This is a genomic window from Streptomyces sp. NPDC003034 (assembly GCF_053591375.1).
The window spans coordinates 150,720-173,835 of sequence record NZ_JBSFTS010000011.1; the positions used below are offsets into that span (position 1 = coordinate 150,720).

General features: G+C 72.6%; 19 protein-coding genes and 1 pseudogene. 8 read left to right on the forward strand and 12 right to left on the reverse strand.

Annotated features, from left to right (window positions below; genetic code table 11):
• Nucleotides 1-204: 204 nt before the first annotated feature.
• Genes ACWDX7_RS14600 through ACWDX7_RS14610 form a run of 3 tightly spaced genes read right to left on the reverse strand, consistent with a single transcriptional unit; the run spans nucleotide 205 to nucleotide 2,682 of the window.
• Nucleotides 205-870: a neocarzinostatin apoprotein domain-containing protein gene (locus ACWDX7_RS14600; protein ID WP_451489575.1), complete on the reverse strand. Its 666-nt coding sequence runs from the start codon at nucleotides 868-870 to the stop codon at nucleotides 205-207.
• Nucleotides 867-1,568 carry a neocarzinostatin apoprotein domain-containing protein gene (locus tag ACWDX7_RS14605; protein ID WP_451489574.1) on the reverse strand — a complete coding sequence of 234 codons (702 nt, stop codon included), beginning with the start codon at nucleotides 1,566-1,568 and terminating at the stop codon, nucleotides 867-869. The genes ACWDX7_RS14600 and ACWDX7_RS14605 overlap by 4 nt, the downstream gene beginning before the upstream one ends.
• Nucleotides 1,549-2,682: a hypothetical protein gene (locus tag ACWDX7_RS14610; protein WP_451489573.1), complete on the reverse strand. Its 1,134-nt coding sequence runs from the start codon at nucleotides 2,680-2,682 to the stop codon at nucleotides 1,549-1,551. The genes ACWDX7_RS14605 and ACWDX7_RS14610 overlap by 20 nt, the downstream gene beginning before the upstream one ends.
• Nucleotides 2,683-3,001: 319 nt before the next feature.
• On the opposite strand from ACWDX7_RS14610, the gene ACWDX7_RS14615 reads away from it, so the two are divergent.
• On the forward strand, nucleotides 3,002-3,931 hold the full coding sequence (locus ACWDX7_RS14615) for an HpcH/HpaI aldolase/citrate lyase family protein (protein WP_451489572.1): 930 nt from the start codon (nucleotides 3,002-3,004) through the stop codon (nucleotides 3,929-3,931).
• 21 nt (nucleotides 3,932-3,952) lie between these two features.
• Here ACWDX7_RS14615 and ACWDX7_RS14620 read toward each other — a convergent pair whose 3' ends face one another.
• The 3 genes from ACWDX7_RS14620 to ACWDX7_RS14630 are packed head-to-tail and all read right to left on the reverse strand — an operon-like array spanning nucleotide 3,953 to nucleotide 7,583.
• The gene (locus ACWDX7_RS14620) at nucleotides 3,953-5,437 is read right to left on the reverse strand and encodes an MmgE/PrpD family protein (RefSeq protein WP_451489571.1); all 1,485 of its coding nucleotides are present in this window, start codon (nucleotides 5,435-5,437) and stop codon (nucleotides 3,953-3,955) included.
• Nucleotides 5,434-6,288: a cyclase family protein gene (locus ACWDX7_RS14625; protein ID WP_451489570.1), complete on the reverse strand. Its 855-nt coding sequence runs from the start codon at nucleotides 6,286-6,288 to the stop codon at nucleotides 5,434-5,436. The genes ACWDX7_RS14620 and ACWDX7_RS14625 overlap by 4 nt, the downstream gene beginning before the upstream one ends.
• Nucleotides 6,289-6,305: 17 nt before the next feature.
• On the reverse strand, nucleotides 6,306-7,583 hold the full coding sequence (locus ACWDX7_RS14630; protein ID WP_451489569.1) for a CaiB/BaiF CoA transferase family protein: 1,278 nt from the start codon (nucleotides 7,581-7,583) through the stop codon (nucleotides 6,306-6,308).
• A 162-nt stretch (nucleotides 7,584-7,745) separates the two neighbouring features.
• Between ACWDX7_RS14630 and ACWDX7_RS14635 the strand changes: the two genes are divergently transcribed.
• The 4 genes from ACWDX7_RS14635 to ACWDX7_RS14650 all read left to right on the forward strand — a co-directional run bounded on the left by ACWDX7_RS14635 (nucleotide 7,746) and on the right by ACWDX7_RS14650 (nucleotide 12,378).
• The gene (locus tag ACWDX7_RS14635; protein ID WP_451489568.1) at nucleotides 7,746-9,191 is read left to right on the forward strand and encodes a dihydroorotase; all 1,446 of its coding nucleotides are present in this window, start codon (nucleotides 7,746-7,748) and stop codon (nucleotides 9,189-9,191) included.
• A gap of 147 nt (nucleotides 9,192-9,338) precedes the next feature.
• Nucleotides 9,339-10,010 carry a TetR/AcrR family transcriptional regulator gene (locus ACWDX7_RS14640; protein ID WP_451489567.1) on the forward strand — a complete coding sequence of 224 codons (672 nt, stop codon included), beginning with the start codon at nucleotides 9,339-9,341 and terminating at the stop codon, nucleotides 10,008-10,010.
• A gap of 285 nt (nucleotides 10,011-10,295) precedes the next feature.
• Nucleotides 10,296-11,300 (forward strand): alpha/beta hydrolase, encoded by a 1,005-nt coding sequence (locus tag ACWDX7_RS14645; RefSeq protein WP_451489566.1) that lies wholly within the window; start codon nucleotides 10,296-10,298, stop codon nucleotides 11,298-11,300.
• Between the two features lie 184 nt (nucleotides 11,301-11,484).
• Nucleotides 11,485-12,378, forward strand: a complete 894-nt coding sequence (locus ACWDX7_RS14650; RefSeq protein WP_451489565.1) for a DUF4437 domain-containing protein — start codon at nucleotides 11,485-11,487, stop codon at nucleotides 12,376-12,378.
• On the opposite strand, the gene ACWDX7_RS14655 is transcribed toward ACWDX7_RS14650, so the two are convergent.
• The 5 genes from ACWDX7_RS14655 to ACWDX7_RS14675 form a co-directional block, all read right to left on the reverse strand.
• Nucleotides 12,379-12,744, reverse strand: coding sequence for an alpha/beta fold hydrolase (locus tag ACWDX7_RS14655; RefSeq protein WP_451489564.1), 366 nt, complete (start codon nucleotides 12,742-12,744; stop codon nucleotides 12,379-12,381).
• Nucleotides 12,745-12,959: 215 nt separating this feature from the next.
• Entirely contained in the window at nucleotides 12,960-14,423 is a 1,464-nt protein-coding gene (locus ACWDX7_RS14660) for a SulP family inorganic anion transporter (protein WP_451489563.1), read from the reverse strand.
• Nucleotides 14,424-14,431: 8 nt separating this feature from the next.
• Nucleotides 14,432-15,013, reverse strand: coding sequence for a carbonic anhydrase (locus ACWDX7_RS14665; protein WP_451489562.1), 582 nt, complete (start codon nucleotides 15,011-15,013; stop codon nucleotides 14,432-14,434).
• A 693-nt stretch (nucleotides 15,014-15,706) separates the two neighbouring features.
• Nucleotides 15,707-15,856 carry a DUF6204 family protein gene (locus ACWDX7_RS14670; RefSeq protein WP_451489561.1) on the reverse strand — a complete coding sequence of 50 codons (150 nt, stop codon included), beginning with the start codon at nucleotides 15,854-15,856 and terminating at the stop codon, nucleotides 15,707-15,709.
• Nucleotides 15,857-16,123: 267 nt separating this feature from the next.
• Complete coding sequence (locus tag ACWDX7_RS14675) at nucleotides 16,124-17,809, reverse strand: ribonuclease J (protein WP_451489560.1); 1,686 nt, start codon at nucleotides 17,807-17,809, stop codon at nucleotides 16,124-16,126.
• Between the two features lie 412 nt (nucleotides 17,810-18,221).
• On the opposite strand from ACWDX7_RS14675, the gene ACWDX7_RS14680 reads away from it, so the two are divergent.
• Genes ACWDX7_RS14680 through ACWDX7_RS14690 form a run of 3 tightly spaced genes read left to right on the forward strand, consistent with a single transcriptional unit; the run spans nucleotide 18,222 to nucleotide 22,868 of the window.
• The gene (locus ACWDX7_RS14680) at nucleotides 18,222-18,566 is read left to right on the forward strand and encodes a hypothetical protein (protein WP_451489559.1); all 345 of its coding nucleotides are present in this window, start codon (nucleotides 18,222-18,224) and stop codon (nucleotides 18,564-18,566) included.
• Nucleotides 18,567-18,570: 4 nt separating this feature from the next.
• Complete coding sequence (locus ACWDX7_RS14685) at nucleotides 18,571-21,438, forward strand: substrate-binding domain-containing protein (RefSeq protein ID WP_451489558.1); 2,868 nt, start codon at nucleotides 18,571-18,573, stop codon at nucleotides 21,436-21,438.
• Entirely contained in the window at nucleotides 21,435-22,868 is a 1,434-nt protein-coding gene (locus ACWDX7_RS14690; RefSeq protein WP_451489557.1) for an extracellular solute-binding protein, read from the forward strand. Before ACWDX7_RS14685 ends, ACWDX7_RS14690 begins: the two co-directional genes overlap by 4 nt.
• A gap of 71 nt (nucleotides 22,869-22,939) precedes the next feature.
• Here ACWDX7_RS14690 and ACWDX7_RS14695 read toward each other — a convergent pair.
• Nucleotides 22,940-23,017 (reverse strand): annotated as a pseudogene (locus ACWDX7_RS14695) (DM13 domain-containing protein); the annotation flags it as partial.
• Nucleotides 23,018-23,116 lie beyond the last annotated feature (99 nt).

Sequence of the window (23,116 nt, forward strand, 5' to 3'; positions counted from 1 at the left end):
CGTACGCGCCCGGCCGGGCTCCGTCATGTCCTCTCCCGGCCGGGCTCCGTCATGTCTCCTCCCGTACGGAGCCCGTGCCTCCGGGTACGGAGGACCACGGGCCGCCGATCAGCGCGCGCGTCCCTCCCCGGCAGCGCCAGGGCCCGTGCGGTTCACCGGCCGCAGCACGCACCCGGCTTCAGCGGACCCGCTCTGCGCGGCCGCTCACGCCCGCCTGCCGCGCCGCAGCAGGATCAGCACGCCCCCGCCCAACAGCAGCAGCGCGCCGCCCAGGAGGGCCGCCACCGGCAGGTCGTCGGTCGGCCCCGTCTGCGGCAGCGACTCCACCGGATTCCCGCCGGTGACGCTCGCACCTCCGCCGGATGCCGCCGTGCCCGCGCTGCCCGTGGGAGGGGCCGGGCTGGCGGGAGGCGGACTGCTCGCGCCGGGGCCGCCCGCGGCCACGGTGAGTGGCACCTCCACCAGCTCCCTGGTCGCGGAGATCGACACCGCGATGACGCAGTTGCCCGCCTTGGCCACGCAGTCCGCGCCGCCTGCCTTGGCCTTGACCGTGATGACGGCGGAGGTCGCGTCGTTCGCCGCGCTGTGCCACACCCCGGAGGCGTCGGTCCTCCCGATGAGCGCGGCGTCGGGCGAGGTCTCACAGTCCGCCGGACCCACCGGCTTCGGCTTGCACAGGCCGATCGGTACGAACGGCTGGTTGGGGCTCAGCCCCTTCGCCGACACCGTGACCTTGTCCCCCACGGCGAGTCCGGTCGATTTGCTGACGGTCAGCGTCCCGGCGGCAGCGGCCGGCCCGGCCGTTAGCGCGACCAGGGCCGAGGCGGCGAGGAGCGCGCTCGAACAGCGGTTTCTCCGTAGCGAGTTCATGATTTTCCTCCAGAATCGGATGGGGCGGGCGAAGACCCGTCCGGGGCCGCCCCCCGGCGGCCCCGGACGAAGGAGAGGACACCGAGCACGAGGCCGGCGAGGGCCACGCCGAGGGACAGGGACCACACCGGGGTGGACGGCCCGCTCCAGGCGTCGACGCTCCCGCCGCCCGGGGAGCCGGCGGCTGGCGCAGCCGGTCCGGCCCGCCCGGTCCCGGAGGGCTCGCCCTGGACCGTCCCGCCTTCGAAACCCACCGCGACCTGCACGCTGTTGGCGGCGATCAGTGCGGGCGAGGTCCCGGAGGGCAGCGGTGCGACACCGACCACGCACGAGGCGAAGCGGCAGTCGATCCCGGCGAACCGGGCGCGGACGGTGAGGGTGACCCGCGGCAGTACACCGTCCGGGCCGACGGTGACCAGCCGCGCGCCGCCGCCCAGATCGCAATCCTTGTTGCCGGTGTAACCCTTCTTGCAGAGGCCGACCGCGACCGAGGCCAGCCCCGCGCTGAACCCCGATCCGTCCACCGTCACCCGTTGACCCTCGGTCAGTCCGGTCGCCGCCGAGAGCCGGACGGTGGCGGCCGGGGCCTCCTCGGCCCCGGCCGCCGCGGCCGTCGCCGTGCGCCCACCCGACATCGCCAGCGCCGCGGTCGCCGCGAGAACAACCCACCGCGTCCGGCTATGCGTTGAGATCTTCACGGCCGTCCCTTCCGTTCCGTAGCGAGAAGGCCGTCCGCAGGTGGCGGAGCCCGGGTGAAACCCATGGCGCGGTGGCCACCACCACGGGCGCCAGGCCGACAGCGGTCAGCGTGTCCGGGCCGCCCACCTGTCGACCGGACAGCGCGATCACCGTCACCGCGGCCGCCCCGCCGCACAGCGCGGCCACGGCATGCCCCGCGGCCGTCGTGGATGCGCGGTCCTGCGGGCGGGACGACTCGGTGCGCGCCGTCGCGGCGGCCCCACAGGTGAGGGCTGTCGCCAGCGCGAGGATGAACTGCCAGGGGCGGGCGGCGCCGGCGCACGCCACGACCGCCGCCGTGAGCCCGGCTGCGAACAGCACCGTGGTGCCCGCGCCCGCAGCCGTACTCGTACTCGTGTGGGGCCGGAACCGGTCGGCCACCGCGAGGCCGGAGGTCACGGCGGCCGAGAGCAGGGCCGCGTAGGCGTACGGCCGGGCGCCCGCGCCTGCGAGCAGTTCCCAGCGGAAGACGAGGAGCTCCTGGGCGGCGAACAGCGCGCCGAACACCGCCGCGCCCACGGCCCCCGCCGTAAAGGGCGGCGAGGAAGCGAGCCCGGCAGCCTGCGGTGCGCCCCGCAGGCAGAGGGGAAGCAGCAGCAGTGCGGCGAGCGCGCACAGGGGGGCGCAGGTCCCCTGCGGGTGCCGGGCGAAGAGCGCCGTAGCGGTGCCCGCCACGCCCGCGCCCGCCAGGCAAGCGGCGTGCCAGGCGTGTTCCGGCCGGTAGAGGCCCAGGGCGCCGCCGCCGAGGCCGGCGGCCACGAGCAGCAGGACCGCGAACACCAGGGGCGAGGCGGTCAGCGGCGCCGCGCCGGCCAGCACACAGGCCCCCATGCCCCACAGCGCAGGTGCCCGGGGGCCGCGCGGCCGGACCCGGTCCCGCCGCTGGAGCACCGCACCGACCGCTGCGGCGAGCAGCATGCCCGTCAGGAGGAGGTAGCGGACGGCCTCGCCGGGCATACCGACGGGCGTACCCAACAGGGGCGCCGCTATCAGGTATGCGCCGCCGGCCAGCCCGGCCGCCACGCCCGCGCACAGGTCCGCTTGCGGACGGCCGGCGGTGAGGAAGGCCATCATCGCTCCTCTCCTCCTCCTGCGGTTCACCCCCGCAGGGCATCGGTGCACGCGCAGGTGCGAAGTTTCCCAGGACGGAACTGTGTTTCGCTCGCGTCCCCCCATACAGCCCGCTGCCCGCTCGGCGTGTCAAGGGACCGGACGCGCACGCGGGTAAAAGCTGCGTTTCCGCGACCTCACCCGGAGGTGGACGCCGTGAGGAAACACCGGATCCCCCAGCGAAACGAACGCATTGACCCGGCATGCCCGCGCTCCTAGTGTGGGAGCCGCCCAACTCGCCCGCCCGCCCCGCTGCTTCCCCCGCGAATCGGAGCGCCGCGCCATGACCGCGAACCCTCTCGCCCCCGTGCCCCGCTCCTTCCTCTACGTCCCGGGCGACCGCCCCGAGATGCTCGCCAAGGCCATCGGGCGCGGCGCCGACGCCCTGATCGTCGACCTGGAGGACGCCGTCCCCGCCCAGGCCAAGGAACAGGCCCTGGCGCTGGTTCATGCCTGGCTCACCGAGGCGCGGACCTCTGCCCCGGACGCGGCGGACGGTGGCGCGGGCCGGCCACCGGAGATATGGATCCGCGTCAACCCGGGCGAGCGGGGGCGGGCGGAGAGTGCCCGGCTCGCCGTCCCCGCAGTGACCGGCTTCTGCCTCGCCAAGTGCTCCGGCGTGCAGGAGACAGCCGACCAGCACGCCGTCCTGTCCGCCGCGGAGGAACGCCACGGACTCGCCCCGGGCACCTTCGCCCTCGCCCCACTGCTGGAGAGCGCCGAGGCGGTCCTCGACGTACGGCACATCGCGCGGGCACCCCGCGTACGCCACCTGCAGCTCGGCGAGGCGGACTTGTGCGCCGAACTGAGCCTCGCGGCGCCCGATGGGACGGACCCGGCCGGAGCGGCGGCGGGCGCGGCCCTGACCGCCATCCGTACGGACATCCTCCTCGCCTCGGCCGCCGCGGGGCTGCTGCCGCCGGTCGGACCCGTCAGCACCGACTTCACGGACCTCGACGCGCTCGCCCGCACCACCCGCGCCCTGCGCGGGCTCGGCTACCGGTCCCGGGCCTGCGTCCACCCCCGCCAACTGGCGGTCGTACACGCCGTCTTCACCCCGGGGCCCGAGGAGATCGCCGCCGCGCAGGCCCTGCTCCACCGCTTCGACCAGGCCTCGCGGGACGGCTCGGGCGTCATCACCGGGCCCGACGGACGCATGGTGGACGAGGCCGTCGTACGGGCGGCCCGCCGGGTGCTCGCCTCCCGCCGCTGACCCGGCCACCAGGCCCCCGCCCTACTCGATCCGGGTCAGACCCAGCAGGGCGGCCACGGCGCCAGGCGGCGCCGCGGGCAGCACCCGCACCGCCTCGACCAGCCGCTGCGCGCGGGCCGCTCCGATCACCGGCTCCGCGTTCAGCCGGAACTTGCCCGCCAACTGCGCCCGCGACAGCGGCGACCCCGGCCCTCCCAGCGAGCTGGCGACCCTCGACTCCACGACCTGTCCACCGCGGGTGCGGACCCGCAGCACCGCACTGAAGGCCTCCGGGAACTCGGCATCGCACTGCGCGTCGGCCACCACCTCCACCCGCTCCGCCAGTGCCAGCCGACGCGGGTCGGTGAAGGCCCCGAGGGAGAAGTCCGCGTGCCGCAGACCCAGCCCGTCAGCACCGCCGTCCGCGCCCCCCTCCGACAGCAGCGCCGCCGCCACCGTGTACGGACCTGAGAACTTGGCGTGGTACGGCGTACGGGGCCGCACCTTCTCCGCGTACGGCTCGCCGATGGTGCGCCGGGGCGCGGCGGCCACCCCGAGCCGCGCGCTGACCACGTCCTGCGCGCGCAGCCCGGCCCGGCGCAGGGCCAGCGCGCAGTCGATCCCCGGGTGGGTGAAGTGGTTGGAGGGGTACGGCTTGAACACCGTCCGCGCGTACTGCCAGTTCCCGGCCGCGCCCATATCCTCCAGACCGGCCACCAGCGGCGCCGGCGTCCACCGCTCGTCCAGGAAGGCCGTCAGGAATCCGAAGCGGCCCTCGATCACGGTCGGCGGGCCGGTGACCCCACCCGCCGCGAACTGGGCGGCGACCACCCCGGAATGGGCTGCCCATCCGCAATGCAGCCGTTTGACGCTGCCTCCCGTGCGGTTCGCCTCGATCACCCCCGCGCCCATCGAGCAGGCGATGCCGATGGCGTGTGCCAGCTCGGCCGCCGGCAGCCCGTAGAGCAGGCCCGCGGCGACGGCGGCGCCCACGGTCCCGCAGATGGAGGTGGCGTGCAGGCCCTTCTCGAAGAACACCGAGTTGCGCAGTTCCGGGTCGTAGGAGGCCATCCCGAGGCGTACGCACACCTCACCGCCCGCCGCGAGCGCGGCTACCAGCGCCTCCCCGCCGGCCTGGGTGGCCTCGGCGGCGGCGAGCGCGGCGGGCAGGACGGCGGCCGTGGGGTGCAGGACGGAGGGCAGGTGGGTGTCGTCGAAGTCGAGGGCGTGCGCGAGTGTGCCGTTGACCAGGGCGGCCCGGTCGGCCGGCATCCGCAGGCCGCTGCCCACGGCGGTGGCCTCTCCGACCCCGCCCGCAGCGCGCGCCAGGGCCAGCGCCGCCGCCTGGGGCGAGGTACCCGCCGGCTCATCGGCGTGTACGCCGAGCGCCCCCAGGCTGTTGCCCAGGCAGTCCAGCGTACGGGCGGCCGCGTCCGCCGCGATCTCCGGCGGTATTCCGCCGGCCCGGCACGCCGCCGCGAAGTCGGCCAGGCGGGCCGCGTACCCCTCGCCCTGAGCGCCGCTCATGCCCGGGCCTCCCCGTCGTGGTCGGGCAGGACGGCCAGCGGACGTACGGGAGAGCCGGTGGCCCCCACGACCGGCAGCGGAGCGAGCATCAGCAGGAAGGCGGCGTGCCGCCCCGAGGCGAGGCCGGCGAGGCCGGTCAGCCGCATCGTCTCGACGATGTGAATGCCCGCCTCCACCAGCAGCTGCCGGTGCACGGGCAGTTCGGCGTGACCCCGCCCGGGCGGGATGTGCTCGAAGGCGATGGTTTCCCCGCCGGTCACCCGGACCCCCCGCTCCGCGATCCAGGCTCCGGCCGCCGGACCGGGGCCCGGCGCCCCGTCCTCCTGGCCGGTGAAGACCCGCGGGTCCGGCCAGTGCCGGGACCACCCCGTCCCCAGCAGCAGCGCCTCGCCCGCCCCGACGTCCACGCCGGCCGCGTCCCGCGCCCGCTCCAGATCGGCGACGCTGACCTCGTACCCGGCGGGAAGGACCGGAACGCCGTGCACGGCGGCGATGTCCAGGAAGACCGCCCGGCCCACGTACGGCGGGAACTCCTCGATGCCGTGCCGGGAGAAGCCCTCGTGGCTCTGCACCGAGGCGGCTGGGACATCCCCGTGCAGCAGTCCGCCCTGCGACACGTGGGCGAGGGCGTCGACGTGCGTGCCGACGTGGCCGCCGGTGACGATCAGCTCGTTCGCCGCGGAGCCCTGGTCGGCGCGCACGTGGTCGCCGTGGCGGCGTTCCAGCAGCATGCGGAAGGGCGGGTGGTTGGGGGACTGCGGCATGCCGCGGCGCATCGGCTGGGAGAGGTCGATCACGGGAGCGCCGGCGAGGGACACCGGTTGGCCGCCGTACCCGTGCACGTTGTTCATGGAACCTCCGAAGGGGATCAGATCGTGCGGTCGGCGGCGAGCTCGTCCAGCTCGCCCGGCGACAGGCCGAGCCGCGCCGCGTAGAGGTCCCGGGTGTCGCGGCCGTGCGCGCGGCCGGTCCAGCGGATGGCGCCGGGTGTGGCGGAGAGCCGGAAGAGGACGTTCTGCATCCGGAGCGGACCCAGTACCGGGTCCTCCACGGTCGTCAGCGAATCCAGGGCCTGGTACTGCGGATCCTTGAAGATGTCGGCGATGCCGTACACGGGGGAGATCGCGGCCTCGGCCTCTTCGAAGGCGGCGATCACCGTTTCCCGGTCGCGGGCCGCGATCCACCCCCCGACCTGCGCGTCCAGCAGGTCCGCGTGCAGGGCGCGGCCGGCGCCGCTGGCGAACCAGGGCTCATCGGTCACTTCGGGGTGCCCGACGAGCTTCATGACCCGCTCGGCGACGGACTGCGCCGAGGTGCTGACGGCCACCCAGGCGCCGTCCCGGGTCCGGTAGATGTTGCGGGGGGCGTTGTTCACCGAGCGGTTCCCGGTGCGCGGCGGCTCGGTCCCGAGCTGGTCGTAGGCGGTGGGCTGCGGCCCCAGCAGGGTGAGGAGCGGCTCGATGATCGCGAGATCGACCACCTGCCCCGGCCCGCCGTGCACGTCGCGGTGGTAGAGCGCGGTCTGCACGGCCGAGGCCGCGACCAGCGCCGCCACCCCGTCGGCCAGCCCGAAGGGCGGCAGCGTCGGCGGGCCGTCGGGCTCGCCCGTCAAGGCGGCGAAGCCGCTCATGGACTCGGCGAGGGTGCCGAAGCCGGGCCTGCGGGCGTAGGGCCCGTACTGCCCGAAGCCGGTCACGCGGGCGATGACCAGCCGCGGGTTGGCGCGGTGCAGCTCCTCCGGGCCCAAACCCCAGCGCTCCAGGGTTCCGGGGCGGAAGTTTTCGATCAGGACGTCCGCCTGCGCGGCGAGCCGCAGCAGCAGCTCGGCTCCAGCGGGGCGGCTCAGGTTCAGGGTGACGGTGTGCTTGTTGCGGCCGAGCATCTTCCACCACAGTCCCTCACCGTCCTTGGACGGGCCGTGGGTGCGGGCCGGGTCCGGCCGGGCAGGGTGCTCGATCTTGATGACGTCGGCGCCGAAGTCGCCCAGGACCGTCGCGGCCAGCGGGCCGGCGAACAGAGTCGCGCAGTCCAGGACGGTGACCCCGCGCAGGGGAGCGGGAACGGCAGGCGGTGCCGAGAGGGCGAGCGCAGGCGGGACTGAGCCGGGGACGGGAGGTGGGACCGGGCGGGGGAGGGGAGGCTCCATCGGGGTTCACGCACCTTCGGTCAAGATGTTTCTCCTTGTGGAACGCTGTTTCGGAAAGCTAGCATGAGGCCCCGCAGCACAGAAGAGAAACGGCGTTTCCCCAAGTCCTCGGATGTGGAAGGGAGGTACGGGCGCCACCGCCTGCGGGCCGCCCGGCCTGTCATGTCCCGTTACGACCTGCTCATCCAGAACGGCACCCTCGTCCAGCCCCACCTCGGCGAGATCACCGCGGACCTGGCCGTGCGCGACGGCAAGGTGGCCGCCCTGGCCGACCGCATAGACGCCTCGGAGGCGGCCGAGGTCATCGACGCCTCGGGCCGGACGGTCTTCCCCGGCGCGGTGGACGCCCACTTCCACCTGGGCATCTACCGCTCCCTGGAACAGGACGCGGCGGAGGAGACCCGGTCCTCCCTGGTCGGCGGGGCGACGAGCGTCCTGTCGTACTTCCGCACGGGCGAGCACTACCTGAACCGGACCGGCGCCTACGGAGACATCTTCCCGGAGGTCCTCGCCGCAGTCGGCGGCCGCAGCCACACCCACTACGGCTTCCACCTCGCCCCGATGGACACCGCCCAGGTGCGCGAGATACCCGACCTCGTGGCGAAGCACGGGGTCAGCTCCTTCAAGTACTACATGTTCTACAAGGGGTTCAACCTCTCCGCCGACTCCCAGGACGCCAAAGGATTCCGGATGGCCGCCGAGGGCGAGGAGTACGACCTCGGCCACCTCTACCAGCTCATGGAGGCCGTCGCCGCGGCCGGCGCCGCCCGCCCCGGGGGCCGCGTCTCGCTCTCCCTGCACTGCGAACAGTCCGAGCTGATGCGCCTGTTCATCGACCGCGTCCGGCGCGCCGGTGACCCCCAGACCCTGCGTGCCTACCACGAGGCCCGCCCGCCTCTGACCGAGGAGGTCGCGATCGCCGAAGCGGCCGCCCTGGCCCGCGCCACCGGCTGCCCGGTGAACCTGCTGCACCTCTCCAGCGCCGCCGCTCTCGCCGGGGCCCGCGCCGCGCGCGCCGCCTCGCCCGGCCTGGACCTGCGCACCGAGGTGACCCTGCACCACCTGTGCCTGGACCACGAAAGCCTGGACGCCGCCGGCAGCGGGCTCGGTGCCAAGGTCAATCCGCCGATCCGCACCCGCGCCGACAACGACGCACTGTGGGAGGGAGTGCTCGACGGCACCGTTGACTGGGTCGCCTCCGACCACGCCTGCTGCATGGAGGAATCCAAAGGCGACGCCCTGTGGCCCGCCCTGCCCGGCTTCGGCGGCACCGCCCTGCTCTACCCGATCCTGCTCTCCGAGGGCCACCACAAGCGCGGGCTGCCGCTGCGCCGCGTCGCGGAACTGCTCTCCGCGAATCCGGCCGCCGCCTACGGCCTCACGGGCAAAGGGTCTCTGATGGTGGGCGCCGACGCCGACCTGGTCGTCGTCGACCTGGACTCCTCCCGATCGGTCACGGCCGGACTGCTGCTGTCCGGCCAGGACCACTGCCCGTTCGAAGGGCGGGAACTGCGAGGGTGGCCCACCGCCACGATCGTGGGGGGCCGTGTCGCCTACCGCGACGGAGCCGTCACCGCACCTCCCGCCGGCCGCTACCTCGCCCGCTGAACGGAGCCCTGGGACAACTTCCTCACGCTGACGGCCCGGGACAGCTTGAGGGCCCGTTACAACTCCTCGCGTTGACAGGGCGGCCGGGGCGCCCGACGATGACCGGGCGGTCACCCGGCCGCCCGGTCGGACCGTCGGAGAGCGCGCATGCCCACCACCACCTGGACCCATCTCCCGCCCGACCGGCGCGAACGGGTCCTGGTCGCCGCGATGGACGAGTTCGGCACCCACGGCTATTCGACCGGCAGCCTCAACGTCATCGCGCGCGAGGCGGGCGTCGCCAAAGGCTCCCTCTTCCAGTACTTCGCCGGAAAACTGGACCTGTTCACCTACGTCGCCGAGCAGACCTCCCTGCGCATATACGAGGCCATGCGCCCCTGGCTCGACGGCTACCGCCCCGACGGGACGGGCACGGCCCGGGACTTCCCCGCGTACCTGGTGGACGCCGTCGACGCCTGGGTCGCGTACTTCGAGACCCATCCCCTGGAGCGGGGCGTGACGGCCGCGACGAACATGGAGATCGACCCGGTCGTGCGCCAGGCGGTGCTGGAACCAGTCCAGCGGCTCTACCTCGCCGGCCTGCGCCCGCTCCTCGAAGAGGCGGTCGCCGCCGGTGAGTTGCGCGCGGATGCCGACGTCGACGCTCTCCTGTCCCTCCTGCTCCTGCTCCTGCCCCATACCGCCCTCGCTCCGTTTTTCCCGGCCGTCGCGGGTCCCGTCGCCCCGCCCCGAGGGGACCGGGCCGCCCGCCGCGCCGCGATCGAGCGCCTCGTGCGCCCCGTCCTCGCGGCCTTCCTCCACGAGCCCGCTCCCGGCTGACCAGCCCGGCTCCGTACGCAGCCCCGTCATCGCTCCCGCGTGCCGGGCCCCCGGCATGCTCCGGAGGACGGCGCAGGAGGCTCCGGAAGACCCGCGGAGGCTGCTCCGGCAGGAGACCGCCCGGGCTCAAAAGAATCTGCGCCGCACCGCTTGACGCGGTGTCCCCACTCGGGCCCAATGGGGACCTCTGGAGAAACGAAGTTCCGGCAGTGGAAACACCCGTCGGCCCTGTTCGGGCCGGCCGGCGACGCCGCGACCCACGCGGCACCCCCCTCGGGAGTCCCCATGAGAGACACCTCGCACAGACGAACGTCCCTCCTGCGCACCCTCTTCACCGCGGCCCTTGCCATCGCCGCGACCCTCACCGCCGTCCCGCCCGCCGCGGCCGCGGAGCAGGCCCCCACCGCGGTCGTCAAGGTCTCCAACACCGTCGACGTCCGCTGCGCCTTCCTGGTCTACAAGCGCTCCGGCGACTGGTACTTCCCCGCCACCACGCCCAAGGGCACCGTCTGGCTGCAGCACGGGTTCTCCCGCGCCAACGAGCACCTCGAAGACCTGGCCCGACGCTACGCCGCCGCCGGCTTCGTCGTCTTCGCCCCGACACTGCCCTCCGCCGACATGTTCGGCTGCACGGTGTCCAACATCGGGAACAACACCGGCTTCCTCGACAACGTCGCCGACCTCTTCGGCAAGGCATCCGACCCGAGGGACAAGCTCGGCCGCAGCTTCGCCGACGCCGCGGCCAAGGCGGGCCGCCCCGGACTCCAGATGCCCGCCGAGTTCGTCTTCTCCGGGCACTCCGCCGGCGGAGAGGCCGTCAGCTACGTCGCCAACCGCCTGCGCACCCAGTACCCCGCGGCGTTCGCGCGTCTGTCGGGACTCGTGCTCCTCGACCCCGTCAACTCCTTCACCGGGCTCAACATGGCCAACGCCCTCAACGGCCTGAACAAGACGAACCTGCCCATGCACGCCATCTCCGCGCCGCCCTACGCCGCCAACGGCCAGGCCTCCGGCACCCGCGAGCTGACCACCGACGTCCACCGGGACTTCCTCGGCGTCCGGCTCACTACCGGCTCCCACTGCGATGCCGAAGGAGCGAGCACCGACACGCTCTGCAGCCTGCCCAACGGGGCCCCCCAGGCCGCCAACGTCGCCGTGCTCCAGGAGTTCGCCACCGTCTGGGCCACCGACGACGTGAACGGAACGACCACCGCCACCCACCGCCCCGGCGGCAGCCGGTACGAGTCCCTGCGGACGGCCGGCACCATCCAGACGCTCAGCGGATCCTGATCCCGACGCACCATCCGTACGCCGTACCCGTGCCCCTACCCGTGCCCCTACCCGTACCCGTACCCGTACGCGTGCCCCGCGCCCGCCCCCGACGCTGACCGGGGGCGGGCCGGGGCGGGCCGCTGCGCTCAGTGCGGGCGAAGGCGGGAACCCGACTCGGCAACTCGACTCTGAAGGAGACGCAATGCGGCCGCATGTGGAGCTTGTGGACGAGCGCGATCTGATCTGGCACACGGGGGAGTTCGAGCACGCCGAGGGCTGCGCGAGGCAACGTCACCTCAGCTACGACGAGGAAGACGGCTCGGCGTCGCTGAAGGTGCGCTTCACCACCGACTGGTCGCGCCCGGCCGGCGTCCACCATGCGGCGACGGAGTGGTACGTCCTCTCCGGCCGCGTGACGGTCGGGGACACCGTCCTCGGCCCCGAAGGCTTCTGGATGGCCCCGCCCGGAATCCTCACCCCCACCGTCACGGCCGAAGCCGGTACCGAGATCCTGCTGTTCCGTGAGCACGGCGGCTGGCGCTTCGACCTCGCGGACGCCCATCGGGAGGGTGTGCGCCCGGACCAGAAGCTGATCGTCCTGCAGACCTCGGACATGCCCTGGATCGACGTACGCGACGGCAGCCCCATGCGTTTCGACCTCGGCGGCACACCGGTTCCGGGCCTCTACATCAAGATGCTGCACCGCGACGAGAAGACCGGCTTCTACAGCAGGCTGATCAAAGCCAAACCCGGCTGGCGCGAGGAGCCGCTGGCCCACCACCCGTGCACGGAAGAGGCGTACTGCCTTGAAGGCGCCTTCGACTACAACTACGGCAAGATGTGGCCCGGAACCTACTTCTGGCGCCCCGCCCTCATCCGCCACGGCGACTTCACCGCCGACCCCGAGACGGGATGCACCTGGCTCGTACGCTCCGACAGCGATCTCGTGGACTGGTACACCTCCGACGCCCGTGTCGTCATGGAGGGCCAACCCACCAACTGGGGCCCGGAACACCCGCACAGCGTCCCACCGCGCTTCGTGGAACCGGTCCGCTCCCGCAGCATCGGCCCGTGGGAGAACCCGTCCTACCAGTAGCTACCCGTACCCGTGCCCGCCGGACTCCCTTGGCGGGGCGGCTTGGGTGGCGAACCCGTGCAGGAGGGTTCCGGTGGTGTCGGGGTCCTCGAACATGGGTGTGTGGCCGACACCGTCGAGGATCACGATGCGGGCATGGGGGAATCGGCCGTGGTCCTGGGCGGAGGACGGCCGCCATCGCCGGTCCTGGGAGCCGCAGATCACCAGGGTGGGCAGTCCGAGGCCGGCGAGCCGGTCGGGGAGGGCCCGTTCCCGCAGGAAGGCGTCGGCCGCCTCGCGGCGCTGCTCGGCCAGCGCTGTGGCGACGGCCCCGCCGGTGGAATGCCCGACGAGGGTCGCCCGCTGCACCCCGAATCGGTCGAGCACGGCCCCGACCGCGCTGGGATGGATGCCGCCCGGCGCATCACCCGTGCCGGGCCGCCATCTCACGCGCCGCCACAGCAGGGACACGGCGGGCCGCGGTGGGCGGTTCGGCACCGCGGCCCGCACTTCGTCGTATCGCTGCGCGGGCACATGGCACATGACCGACACGCCGCCGCGGACGGAGCCGGCGCACGGCGTCGCGCCGTGCGCCGGTGCCTTTACGAGGCCGTGACCCTCACCGGTTCCGTGTCGGACGCGCTGTGCCGGTCGGCCCAGTTCTCCAGCGCCGTGCGGCAGGCGTGGTCGACATGGTGCAGCCCGGAGAGGTCCAGCTCCACGGGGCGGTTCTGGGGCAGCGACTCCAGGCTGTCGAGGATCTTCGGCAGCCGCAGGAAGGTCGCGTTGCCCGACAGGTACGCCTGGACGGGTCCGGCGCCCTTGTCGATGATCTCCAGCTTGACGTGCGAGGCCTCCCAGGCGGTCTTGGCGACCGACAGCGCCAGACCGATCAGCACGCCCTCGAACATGTTGACCGCGACGATCGCGACGGCCGTGACCACGAGGATCAGCGCCTCACCGCGGTACGCCGACCACAGCAGCACGACCTGCCGGAACGGAATCAGCTTCCAACCCGCGTGCACGAGGATGCCGGCGAGGGCGGGCAGCGGGATCAGCTCCAGGACGGACGGCAGGAGCGCCGCGAACAGCAGCAGCCACACGCCGTGCAGCACGCGTGAGGCCTTGGTCTTCGCGCCCGCCTGGACGTTCGCCGAGCTGCGTACGATCACGGCGGTCATCGGCAGCGCACCGAGCAGCCCGCACACGGTGTTGCCGGCGCCCTGCGCCATGAGTTCCTTGTCGTACTCGGTGCGCGGCCCGTCGTGCAGCCGGTCCACGGCCGCCGCGCTGAACAGGCTCTCGGCGGAGGCGATCAACGCGAACGCGAGGATCGTGCCGAAGATGGCCGGCTGGGCCAGCTGACCGAAGGCCTCGGCCCCGGGCGGCTGGATCGCGCCGAGCAGCCCCTGCACCTCGACCTTGGCCACGGGCAGCCCGAACGCCAGCGAGGCCAGCGTGGCCAGCAGCACCGCCGCGAGCGCGCCCGGCACCGTCCGGACCGGTTTCGGCATCCGCTTCCACAGCACCATCACCGCGATGGTGGCCGCGCCCACCCCGAGCGAGGCCAGGGCCTCGGTGCTGCCGACCGCGCGGACGAGCGCCCCCGGCAGCCCCGCGATCTTGTCGATGCCGGACGCCGGTGCCTTCATGCCCGCAGCCGCGTACAACTGGCCCGCGATGATCACGAGCCCGATGCCGGCCAGCATGCCCTCGACCACCGAGACCGAGATGGCCCGGAACCAGCGGCCCAGCTTGAGCGCGCCCATGAGGAGCTGGAGCAGCCCGGCGGCCAGCACGATCACGCCGAGCGCGGGCAGTCCGAACTGGCGGACGGCCTCGAAGACGAGCACGGTCATACCAGCGGCCGGCCCGGACACCTGCAGGCTGCTGCCGCGCATCAGACCCGTGACGATGCCGCCCACGATGCCGGTGACCAGGCCCAGTTCCGCCGGGACGCCGGAGGCGACGGCCACGCCGACGCACAGCGGCAGCGCGACGAGGAAGACGACGAGGGAGGCGGCGAAGTCCTGCCTCAGGTGGGGAGACTTGATCACAGCGTTCATGGGGCCGCTCACAGAGCCTGGAAGGTATCGGTGTCCGTGCGGTGTTCGAGTACGGCCCCGGTGTGCACCTCGTAGTACCAGCCGTGCACCCGCAGACGCCCCTCGGCCAGCCCCTTCTCCACACAGGGGTACGAACGCAGGCGCAGCAGTTGGGCGAGCACGTGGTGCTGCACGGACGCGGCGACCGTCGGGTCGTCCGGGTCGTCCGACACCGGCCGGCTCGCGGCGTACGCGAGCCAGTCCCGTACGGCGGGGACGGGGTCGAGATCGTCGCCGCGCACCAGCGCGCCGACGGCGCCGCAGTGCGAGTGGCCGCAGACGACGATGTCCTGGACGCCGAGCACTTCCACGGCGTACTCGATTGTGGCGGCCTCGGAGGTGGGCCGCTCGGAGGCGTACGGCGGAACGATGTTGCCCGCGGTGCGCAGCTCGAAGAGCTGACCGGGGGCGGCGCCGGTGATCAGGGCCGGTACGACCCGTGAGTCGGAACAGGTGATGAACAGGACCTGTGGTGACTGCCCTTCGGCCAGTCTGGCGAACTCCTCAGGGCGCTGTCCGAACGTGCGGGCGTTGTCGATGAGGGGCTGCATATGTGTTCATTCCTCCTGGCGCGCCAGAGCGGCGCGTCGGACGGGCAGGACAGAGGGGGACTGCTTCTTTCGCTGTCAGCAGCGCAGGACCTGGAGCGCCGGCGGGACGCGGCGGGTGTGTACGGGGGCCTGCCGGCCCGCCGAGGCAGCGGTCGCCGTGACCGGTGACGGCGCGCGGTGTCTACTGGGATGACTCAATTCCGGACTGGGCTCAGGCCGCGGCGCGACGAGCGCCGTGCGCGTGTGCGAACGCCACCGCGTGCGCCGGTAGCGGGCGGCGAGCAAGACGGTGGCGGGGATCACGCACACGGTCCCGGCTGTCACACCTCGCAAAATCCATCCCTCCTGCACAATTGGTACCTCTCGTGCGCACCAAGCGCCAGTCAACGATTGGTCAAGAAGCACGTTAACCCGACGAAGTTGTTTGCGCGGTTAACTCGACGTGTCGAACTGAAGAGAGCCCGAAAGTGCGATGCAAGTTGGCGTGAACTCATCCCTCGTGGAGCGCAGTTGACCGACTCACGGCCTCGACGGCCCGCCGTACCGCCACGCGCCCCGTCCGCGCTGGCGTCGTCGGATGGCGGGCCCTCCGCACGGCACGGTGGTTCACTCGTGTGGAGCAGCCTCCGTGCCCCCTGCGGTCGAGCCAAACCGCTCGCACCGCCCCCGGTGCGACATGTCCGTTACTTGGTGTCAGGCGGTGCCGACCCGGGCGGTGGTCGGGTCGCTCGCCGGGACGAGCAAGCGGAAGGTGAAGCCGTGCAGTCCGCTCTCGTAGGTCAGGGTGCCGTCCTCGGTGAACCGGGCGCTGAGGACGCCGTGGTCCTCCCAGGCCCTGCGCACCGCCTGCGGCGCACACGGCAACGGGCTGCCACCGGTGCCCGAAGGCGTGGGGCAGCCCGTGTTTGCCGATGTGTCAGGCGCACGTCGCGTACTGGCGTCCCGAAGCGGTGGACGCGCGTCGTTCGGCGCCCGGGAGCCGACCGGTCTCATGGCCGGGGCGGTTGCGTGCGGACCCGGGCTGAGGCGGAGGCCGGCAGGCCCCCGGCAGGCCGGGTGCACGCAGCTCTGGGTGTGCCCCGGCCTGCCGGCCGGTCAGGAGACCTCAGGTCACGCGTCGATGATCACCGGGATGATGAGGGGCTTGCGCCGGTGGGTGCGAAACGCCCAGGAGGCTACGGCGCGCGCGATGAGCTGTTCCAGCGCGACCGCGTCGCCGACGCCCTCCGCCGCGGCGGTCGCCAGGGTCTTTTCGATCACGGGGATGAGGGGCGCGAAGGTGGTGTCGTCGTGTTCGAAGCCGCGGGCCAGGAAATCGGGCTCCTCGGCCAGCGTGCCCGTGTTCGCGTCCACGATGGCCACGACGGTGACCACGCCCTCCTGCGCGAGGGTCACGCGGTCCTTCAAGGACGCCTCGGTGGCGCCGCCGACCGTCATGCCGTCGACGTACACGTTTCCGGCCGGGACCTTGCCCGTAATGGAGGCGCGTCCGTCGACGAGGTCCACGACGACGCCGTCCTCGGCGATGACCACGCGGTCGGGGTCCACGCCGGTGCGGATGGCCAGGTCGCCGTTGGCGCGCAGGTGGCGCCATTCGCCGTGCACGGGCATCACATTGCGGGGTTTGACGATGTTGTAGCAGTAGACGAGTTCACCGGCGCTGGCGTGACCGGAGACGTGCACCTTCGCGTTGCCCTTGTGGACGACGTGGGCGCCCCACCGGGTCAGCCCGTTGATCACCCGGTAGATGGCGTTCTCGTTGCCGGGGATGAGGGAGCTGGCGAGCAGGACGGTATCGCCCTTGTCGATGCGGATCACGTGGTCGCGGTTGGCCATCCGTGACAGCGCGGCCATGGGCTCCCCCTGGGAGCCGGTGCACACCAGGGCGACCTTGTGGTCGGGGAGTTTCTCCAGCTCCCTCATGCTGACCACGAGGCCGGAGGGGACCTTCAGGTAACCCAGTTCCCGGGCGATGCCCATGTTGCGGACCATGGACCGGCCGACGAAGGCGACCTTGCGTCCGTGCTGGTGGGCGGCGTCGAGCACCTGCTGGATGCGGTGTACGTGGCTGGCGAAGCTGGAGACGATGACCCGGCGCGGGGCGGTGCGCATGACCTGCTCGATGGCCGGGTTCAGCTCGCGCTCGGAGGTGGTGAAGCCGGGGACCTCGGCGTTGGTGGAGTCGGTGAGGAAGAGGTCGACGCCCTCCTCGCCGAGCCGGGCGAAGGCGCGCAGGTCGGTGATGCGCTCGTCCAGGGGGAACTGGTCCATCTTGAAGTCGCCGGTGTGCAGCACCATCCCGGCGCCGGTGCGGATGGCGACGGCGAGACTGTCCGGGATGGAGTGGTTGACCGCCACGAACTCGCAGTCGAAGGGTCCGAACCGCCTGCGGTCACCCTCGCGCACCCGTACCGCGCGCGGCTTGATGCCGTGCTCCTTGAGCTTCGCCTCAAGGAACGCCAGCGTCAGCTTCGAACCGACGACGGGGATGTCGGCCCGCTCGCGCAGCAGATAGGGCACGCCTCCGATGTGGTCCTCGTGGCCGTGGGTGAGCACGATGGCCACGATGTCGTCCAGCCGGTCCCGGATGGAGGTGAAGTCGGGAAGGATGACGTCGACGCCGGGTTGGTGCTCCTCGGGGAACAGCACGCCGCAGTCGACGATCAGGAGCTTGCCGGCGTGCTCGAAGACGGTCATGTTGCGGCCGATTTCGCCCAGGCCGCCCAGGGCGGTGACCCGCAGCCCTCCAGCGGGCAGCGGCGGGGCGGCTTTCAGTTCGGGATGGGGATGACTCATACCTTGACGTTACCGGAGGGTCTGTCGAGGTGATCCTTTGCCGGTTCGCTGAGATCCAGGTGCAGGGGGTGCGCTTCTACCCCGGATACCGGTCGGCTCGGTTCCTTGTGAGTACGGACGGCACTCGGGTCTACGACATCGTTCACTGGGCCGGCCAGGTGGACTACCGCGCCTCCGTCGAGACCTCCGACACCGAGGGGCGGATGCTTGTCAACTTCGCGTTCATCGGGCTACTCCTCGTCAAGCCCGACCGCGCCTCGGAGCGACCGGCCATCGACGCCATCGATGCCCTCGCTCTCCGCGCGATCCCTCCCATCGCAGCACCGCAGGAGCCGGATCGCGTTCCTGGCCGAAGGGTCCCCAGTCTCCAACGCGCATGCCATGATGTTGAGTTGTGGCTAAGGGGGAGACTATGGCGACAAACGCCATCCGCGTGCGCCTGACGCAGGGTGCGAGCGAGAGCGACATCGGGGCTCTGAAGGCGTGGCTCGAACGGGAGCAGAAGCTCGAACTGCTCAGGAGCAGCGGCAGGCTGGAGATCCAGGAGCGCGCGGGGTCGCAGGACGGGCCCGCCAGCCCGATGGGGGCCGGCATGGAGATCATGCTGGTGCTGATCGGAGCAGCCGCCCCCAAGTTATTCGAGGAAGTGTACGAGCAGGTCAAGAGCGGGGTGCGCGCGTGGCGGGAGAACCGCCGTTCCGTGGAACGCGGCGAACCGCCAGAGGTCGAGGTCACGCCGGACAGCGACGGGAGATAGCGCGGTGGCGCGCTTCGACCCGCGTGGGAAGGTGAACCGGGCGCTGCTCGTCGGAGTCCCCGAGTACGACTTCAAACGGCCCGAACATCCCGTCGGCGTGTCCGGCGACCTCAAGGCGGTCGGGCACAACCTCGCCGGGCTCAAGGAGGCGCTCCGCGAGGGCGGGGTGTTCACGGAGGGCGGGATCACCGTCACCCGGCCGCGCACCGTGGACGAGTTCGACCAGCAGCTGGACGCCGCTGTCGACGCGGCCAGAGGGCTGCTCCTGCTCTACTTCTCCGGCCACGGGGCCGTGCCCAGTACGGGTGACGAGCTCTGGCTGCTGATGCGGCGCGCGACGATCGTCCCGGGTACGGAGTCGGTGTTCCGCGGCGCGGCCCCCTGGAAGAGCGTCCTGACCGTGCTGTCCCGTGCGAGAGCGGAACAGGTGGTCGTGATCCTCGACTGCTGCTACGCGGGTAACGCCTCGGCGGCATGGGACGCGCTCGGCACGGCCCAGCGGCAGCGGACCTCACTGCTGATGAGCGTGCAGGCGAACAACCGCATCGACGCGGGCGACGGCGACACACCGACACCGTTCACGGCGCAGCTCGTGCGCTTGTTGCGTGGCGAAGTCGGACAGCGTGGCGAGGGCGGAGAGGGCAGCGAGGACGGAGAGGGTGCCGAGGCCGGAGAGGACGCAGAGCGCGCCGAGATCGGCTTCAACGAGCTGGCCGACCGGATCAGGGCGCACATGTGCGCCCACCACACGACGCTGCGCGAACCCCCCGAGCCGTGGGAGCCGCAGAGCCGCTCGGCCACCTCGGGGGCCGACGTACTGCTCGCCGCCCCTCGCCTGAATTCACTGGGCAGTACGGCCACGCCGAAGCTCCTCGCCGGGCCCGGCCCTGACGAGGTGGGCAGCCAGCGGCCCTCGCCGCAGTCGGCAGGGGCGCCGCCCGGCGGGCCGCGGACTCACGGAAGCCGGGCTCCCCGCTGGAGGCCCGGGAGCCCCGGCGGGCGCAGCGGCGGTGATCGCGGTGTGGCGGGCGGGCCCGGTCCCTTCACCGGCCGGAGGCTGGCTGCCGTCATCGGCGTGCCCGCGGCGATCGCCGGTCTCGTCGCCGCCGGCCTCGTCCTCCTCGACAGCGGGAACGGGGCCCCCTGCAAGCCGCCCCTCGAACTGCGGCTGCTCACCGACCCCGACCTCGAACCCACCGTCCGCAAGGCGGCGGAGGCGTATCTGACGTCGGACGAGAACAAGACGGACGGCGAGTGCAGGCGCAGCGGCATCACGATCTACAGCGCGGGAGCCGCCGCGGCCGTCGCCGCGTTCAACCGGCACTCCGACCCCTGGCAGCGGCCTACGGGCGATGACAACCCGCAGCGTGACATCGGACCCCAGCCCGACATCTGGATCCCGGCCTCCTTCGCGAGCGTCGAACGGGCCCGACCCGCCTCCACCGAGCGAACGTATGCCGAGCTGGAGGCCGACGCCGAGCCCTTCGCGTACTCGCCCCTCGTCCTCGCCGTCCCGCAGAACCTGGCGCCGGAGGCGCTCGCCGACCGGGTGGGAGGTCTCGCGGCCTTGACGGCGGCGCTCAAGAAGCGGGAGCCGAAGAGCGAAGTACGGCGCCCGGACCCCGAGCACACCGACTCCGGCCTGCTCGCGACCGTCGGCCTGTACGGCACCGGGCAATCGGACCCGTCCACCGCCGAACGCGCCGTACTGCAGGCCGGACCACCCTCGCGTACCGGCGCGGACCTGCTGTGCACCCTGCCCGACGACGACGCCGTGGACGAGCGCACCGCCGCACTGGTTCCGGAGTTCCTGCTCCACACCGGAGTGGGCTGCGACAGTACGACACGGGCCCGGCGGATGGCCGCGTACCCCGCCGACGTACCGGGGCTCACCCCGACCTTCGTACGGGTGCGCTGGGGGGATGCCGCCAGGGACGAAGCCGCGCGGGACAGCGAGGTGAAGCGGTTCCGCGACTGGCTGACCGGCAAGAAGGCGCTCGGGAAGGACGGAGCGGCGACGTCCGCGCCGGGGGCCGGGGGAGGACTCGCCGTATTCGGGAGGGACGCCTTCCGGAGTCCTACGGGCGGTCACCGGCCCCTCGGCACCGGCAGCGGCACCGGCAGTGGCGCCGGCAGCGGAAAAACCGGCACGGGCGCCGGCGCCGGTACCAGCACCGGCGTCGTCTTCAGCGACTTCGGCGCCTTGGAGGACCCCGGTCCGCTCAGCGCCTCCGCCCTCCCGTCCGCGATGACCGCTGCGCTGAAGGGCTACCGGGAGGCCAACGGGCCGGGCCGGGTGCTCTTCCTGCTGGACTCCTCCGGCTCCATGGGCGACCTGTGGGAGGGGCCCGGCGGCGCGCCCGGCATCATCGGTCAGTCCCTCGCCGGTCTCGGCGAGCGGGACGAGTACGGCGTCTGGGCGGTCGCCTCGGAACCGGGCAGCGCCCGCGCGCACAGCGACCTGCTGCCCTTCGGCAAGCACCGGCGCGAGGAAGCCGTGCGCACCATCGACGCCGCCGCGCAGGTCGAGGACCTGCAAGCGGACCCGTACCGAGCGCTGGCCGCAGCACTGGAGGACATGGCGCGGCGCGGCACCGACGACCAGCGCCCGCAGCTCATCGTCTACGTCACGGACGACGAGGACAACAACCGGCTGACCGAGGGGGACCGGCTGAACGATCTGCTCCGGTCCGCCCGGGAGAAGGGGATCCCGGTGGTCATGGCATCCCTGGACAGCGGCGGCTGCGACCCGGGCAAACCGGACGCGGCCATCTCCGAGGCGAGCGGCGGCCGCTGCCTGGACACCAAGAGCGATCTCGTCGCCCGGCTGCGGGACGAGGTCGCCAGGACCGGAACGGGAGCCGAAGAATGAGGCACGGCCGCGGACGGCGCGGCGCGTCCGCAACGCTCCTGCTCCTCCTCGCCGTGCTGGCGGCAGGGTGCGACGCCGGCGCAGAGGACGCATCCGGGGGGCCCGGCTGCGAGGAGCCCCCGGCCACCGGCACCGCCGAGCCGCCGGGCGACATCGTGCTGGCCAGCGGCCGGGACGTGACCGGCAAGGGCGGTATCCGCCAGCAGCTGATCGAGGAGTGGAACCGGCAGCAGGAGCGCAAGGGCTCCGGCCACCGGGCCCGCCTGGTCGAGCTGCCCGGCTCGGCCGACCAGCAGCGCAGCCAGCTGCTCGGCGCGCTGCAGTCCGGCAGCGCCCAGTACGACGTGGTCAACCTCGACGTGACGTGGGTGCCGGAGTTCGCCGCCGCCTGTCTCGTCCAGCCACTCCCCGACGAGCTCGTGGACGCGGACGTCATCCCGTCCGTCGCGGGCACCGCCCGCTGGGCGGACAAGACGTATGCCGTCCCCTTCAACAGCGACGTGGGGCTGCTGTTCTACCGCCGCGACTACCTGAAGAGCGCGGGCGTCACGGACACCGACCTGAGCAAAGGCACCCGCTGGCCCGTCGTCCACGAGCTGATCGACACCCTCGACACCGCGGACGGCAAGCTGGCCGCGGCCTACGAGAAGGGCTGGACCGCGCAGCTCGACGCTTCGTACGAGGGCCTCACCGTCAACGGCATCGAGGCCTTCGCCTCCGCGACCGACGCGTTCGCCCTCACCGACAAGGCCGGCCGCTACGCCGGTTCCGTAGCGGACCTGAAGGCGGGGCTGGAGGAACTGCGCCACCGCACACAGTCCGCCTACACCCTGCCGGACGCCGAACACTCCGACGAGGCGGACACGCTCACCGACTTCGCGGGCGGCCGCACCGCCTTCCTCCGCCACTGGCCGTACGCCTACCGCACGCTGCACCAGTCCCTGTCGGAGCAGCAGCTCGGCGTGGCGCCGCTGCCCGGCAAAGCCGTGCTGGGCGGCCAGAACCTCGCCGTGGCCCGCGGATCGGCGCGAAGCATCGCCGCCCGGCAGCTCGTCCAGTTCCTCGCCGGCAAGGACAGCCAACGCTGCTTGCTGGACGCGGGGTTCGCGGCCACCAGGATCTCCGCGTACGAGGACGACGCTTTGACCTGCAAGGTGGCGAAACCACCGGGCCCGGCCGCCGCGCCGCCGACGAACGAGCGCACCGACCGGATGCCCCGCGACGCCTTCGGCCGCCCCGGATACGCCCGCAGCATCCTGCTCCCCGCCCTACGAAACGCCGTCCACCGACCACGCACCCCCCTCTACGGCGCCTTCACCCAGAGCTTCACGACCGAACTGTCCCGCCTCCAAAGCGACAAGCCCCCCTCCCTCACCCAACTGGCCGAGGACCTGGACGCGACCCTCCGCAAGGCCCTACCCCCAGGCTGACCCCGGACAGGGCGCGGACGGGCCGCTCCCGTCAGGTCGGCGCGCCACGTTCGCCGCCGCGTGTCCGTCAGTCAGGCCTTGGCCAGCTCCGCGGCGCCGAAGGAGACGTTGAAGCGGTCGCACCAGATGCTCACGCTCGTGTAAACAGCGAGAGGCCACGCGCATTCGATCGCCGCCGCCCGACCATACCTGCCCGGATGCCGCTCGGCCAGCGCCCCCGCGATCTCGGTCAGGTGGTTGACAACCAG

Coding starts and splice junctions, on each gene's coding strand:
- ACWDX7_RS14690 (WP_451489557.1), top strand. CDS start 21,435: ATGAGGCACGGCCGCGGACGGCGCGGCGCGTCCGCAACGCTCCTGCTC.
- ACWDX7_RS14620 (WP_451489571.1), bottom strand. CDS start 5,437: ATGAGCGGCGCTCAGGGCGAGGGGTACGCGGCCCGCCTGGCCGACTTC.
- ACWDX7_RS14610 (WP_451489573.1), bottom strand. CDS start 2,682: ATGATGGCCTTCCTCACCGCCGGCCGTCCGCAAGCGGACCTGTGCGCG.
- ACWDX7_RS14640 (WP_451489567.1), top strand. CDS start 9,339: ATGCCCACCACCACCTGGACCCATCTCCCGCCCGACCGGCGCGAACGG.
- ACWDX7_RS14630 (WP_451489569.1), bottom strand. CDS start 7,583: ATGGAGCCTCCCCTCCCCCGCCCGGTCCCACCTCCCGTCCCCGGCTCA.
- ACWDX7_RS14615 (WP_451489572.1), top strand. CDS start 3,002: ATGACCGCGAACCCTCTCGCCCCCGTGCCCCGCTCCTTCCTCTACGTC.
- ACWDX7_RS14600 (WP_451489575.1), bottom strand. CDS start 870: ATGAACTCGCTACGGAGAAACCGCTGTTCGAGCGCGCTCCTCGCCGCC.
- ACWDX7_RS14675 (WP_451489560.1), bottom strand. CDS start 17,809: ATGAGTCATCCCCATCCCGAACTGAAAGCCGCCCCGCCGCTGCCCGCT.
- ACWDX7_RS14680 (WP_451489559.1), top strand. CDS start 18,222: ATGGCGACAAACGCCATCCGCGTGCGCCTGACGCAGGGTGCGAGCGAG.
- ACWDX7_RS14665 (WP_451489562.1), bottom strand. CDS start 15,013: ATGCAGCCCCTCATCGACAACGCCCGCACGTTCGGACAGCGCCCTGAG.
- ACWDX7_RS14660 (WP_451489563.1), bottom strand. CDS start 14,423: ATGAACGCTGTGATCAAGTCTCCCCACCTGAGGCAGGACTTCGCCGCC.
- ACWDX7_RS14650 (WP_451489565.1), top strand. CDS start 11,485: ATGCGGCCGCATGTGGAGCTTGTGGACGAGCGCGATCTGATCTGGCAC.
- ACWDX7_RS14635 (WP_451489568.1), top strand. CDS start 7,746: ATGTCCCGTTACGACCTGCTCATCCAGAACGGCACCCTCGTCCAGCCC.
- ACWDX7_RS14645 (WP_451489566.1), top strand. CDS start 10,296: ATGAGAGACACCTCGCACAGACGAACGTCCCTCCTGCGCACCCTCTTC.
- ACWDX7_RS14625 (WP_451489570.1), bottom strand. CDS start 6,288: ATGAACAACGTGCACGGGTACGGCGGCCAACCGGTGTCCCTCGCCGGC.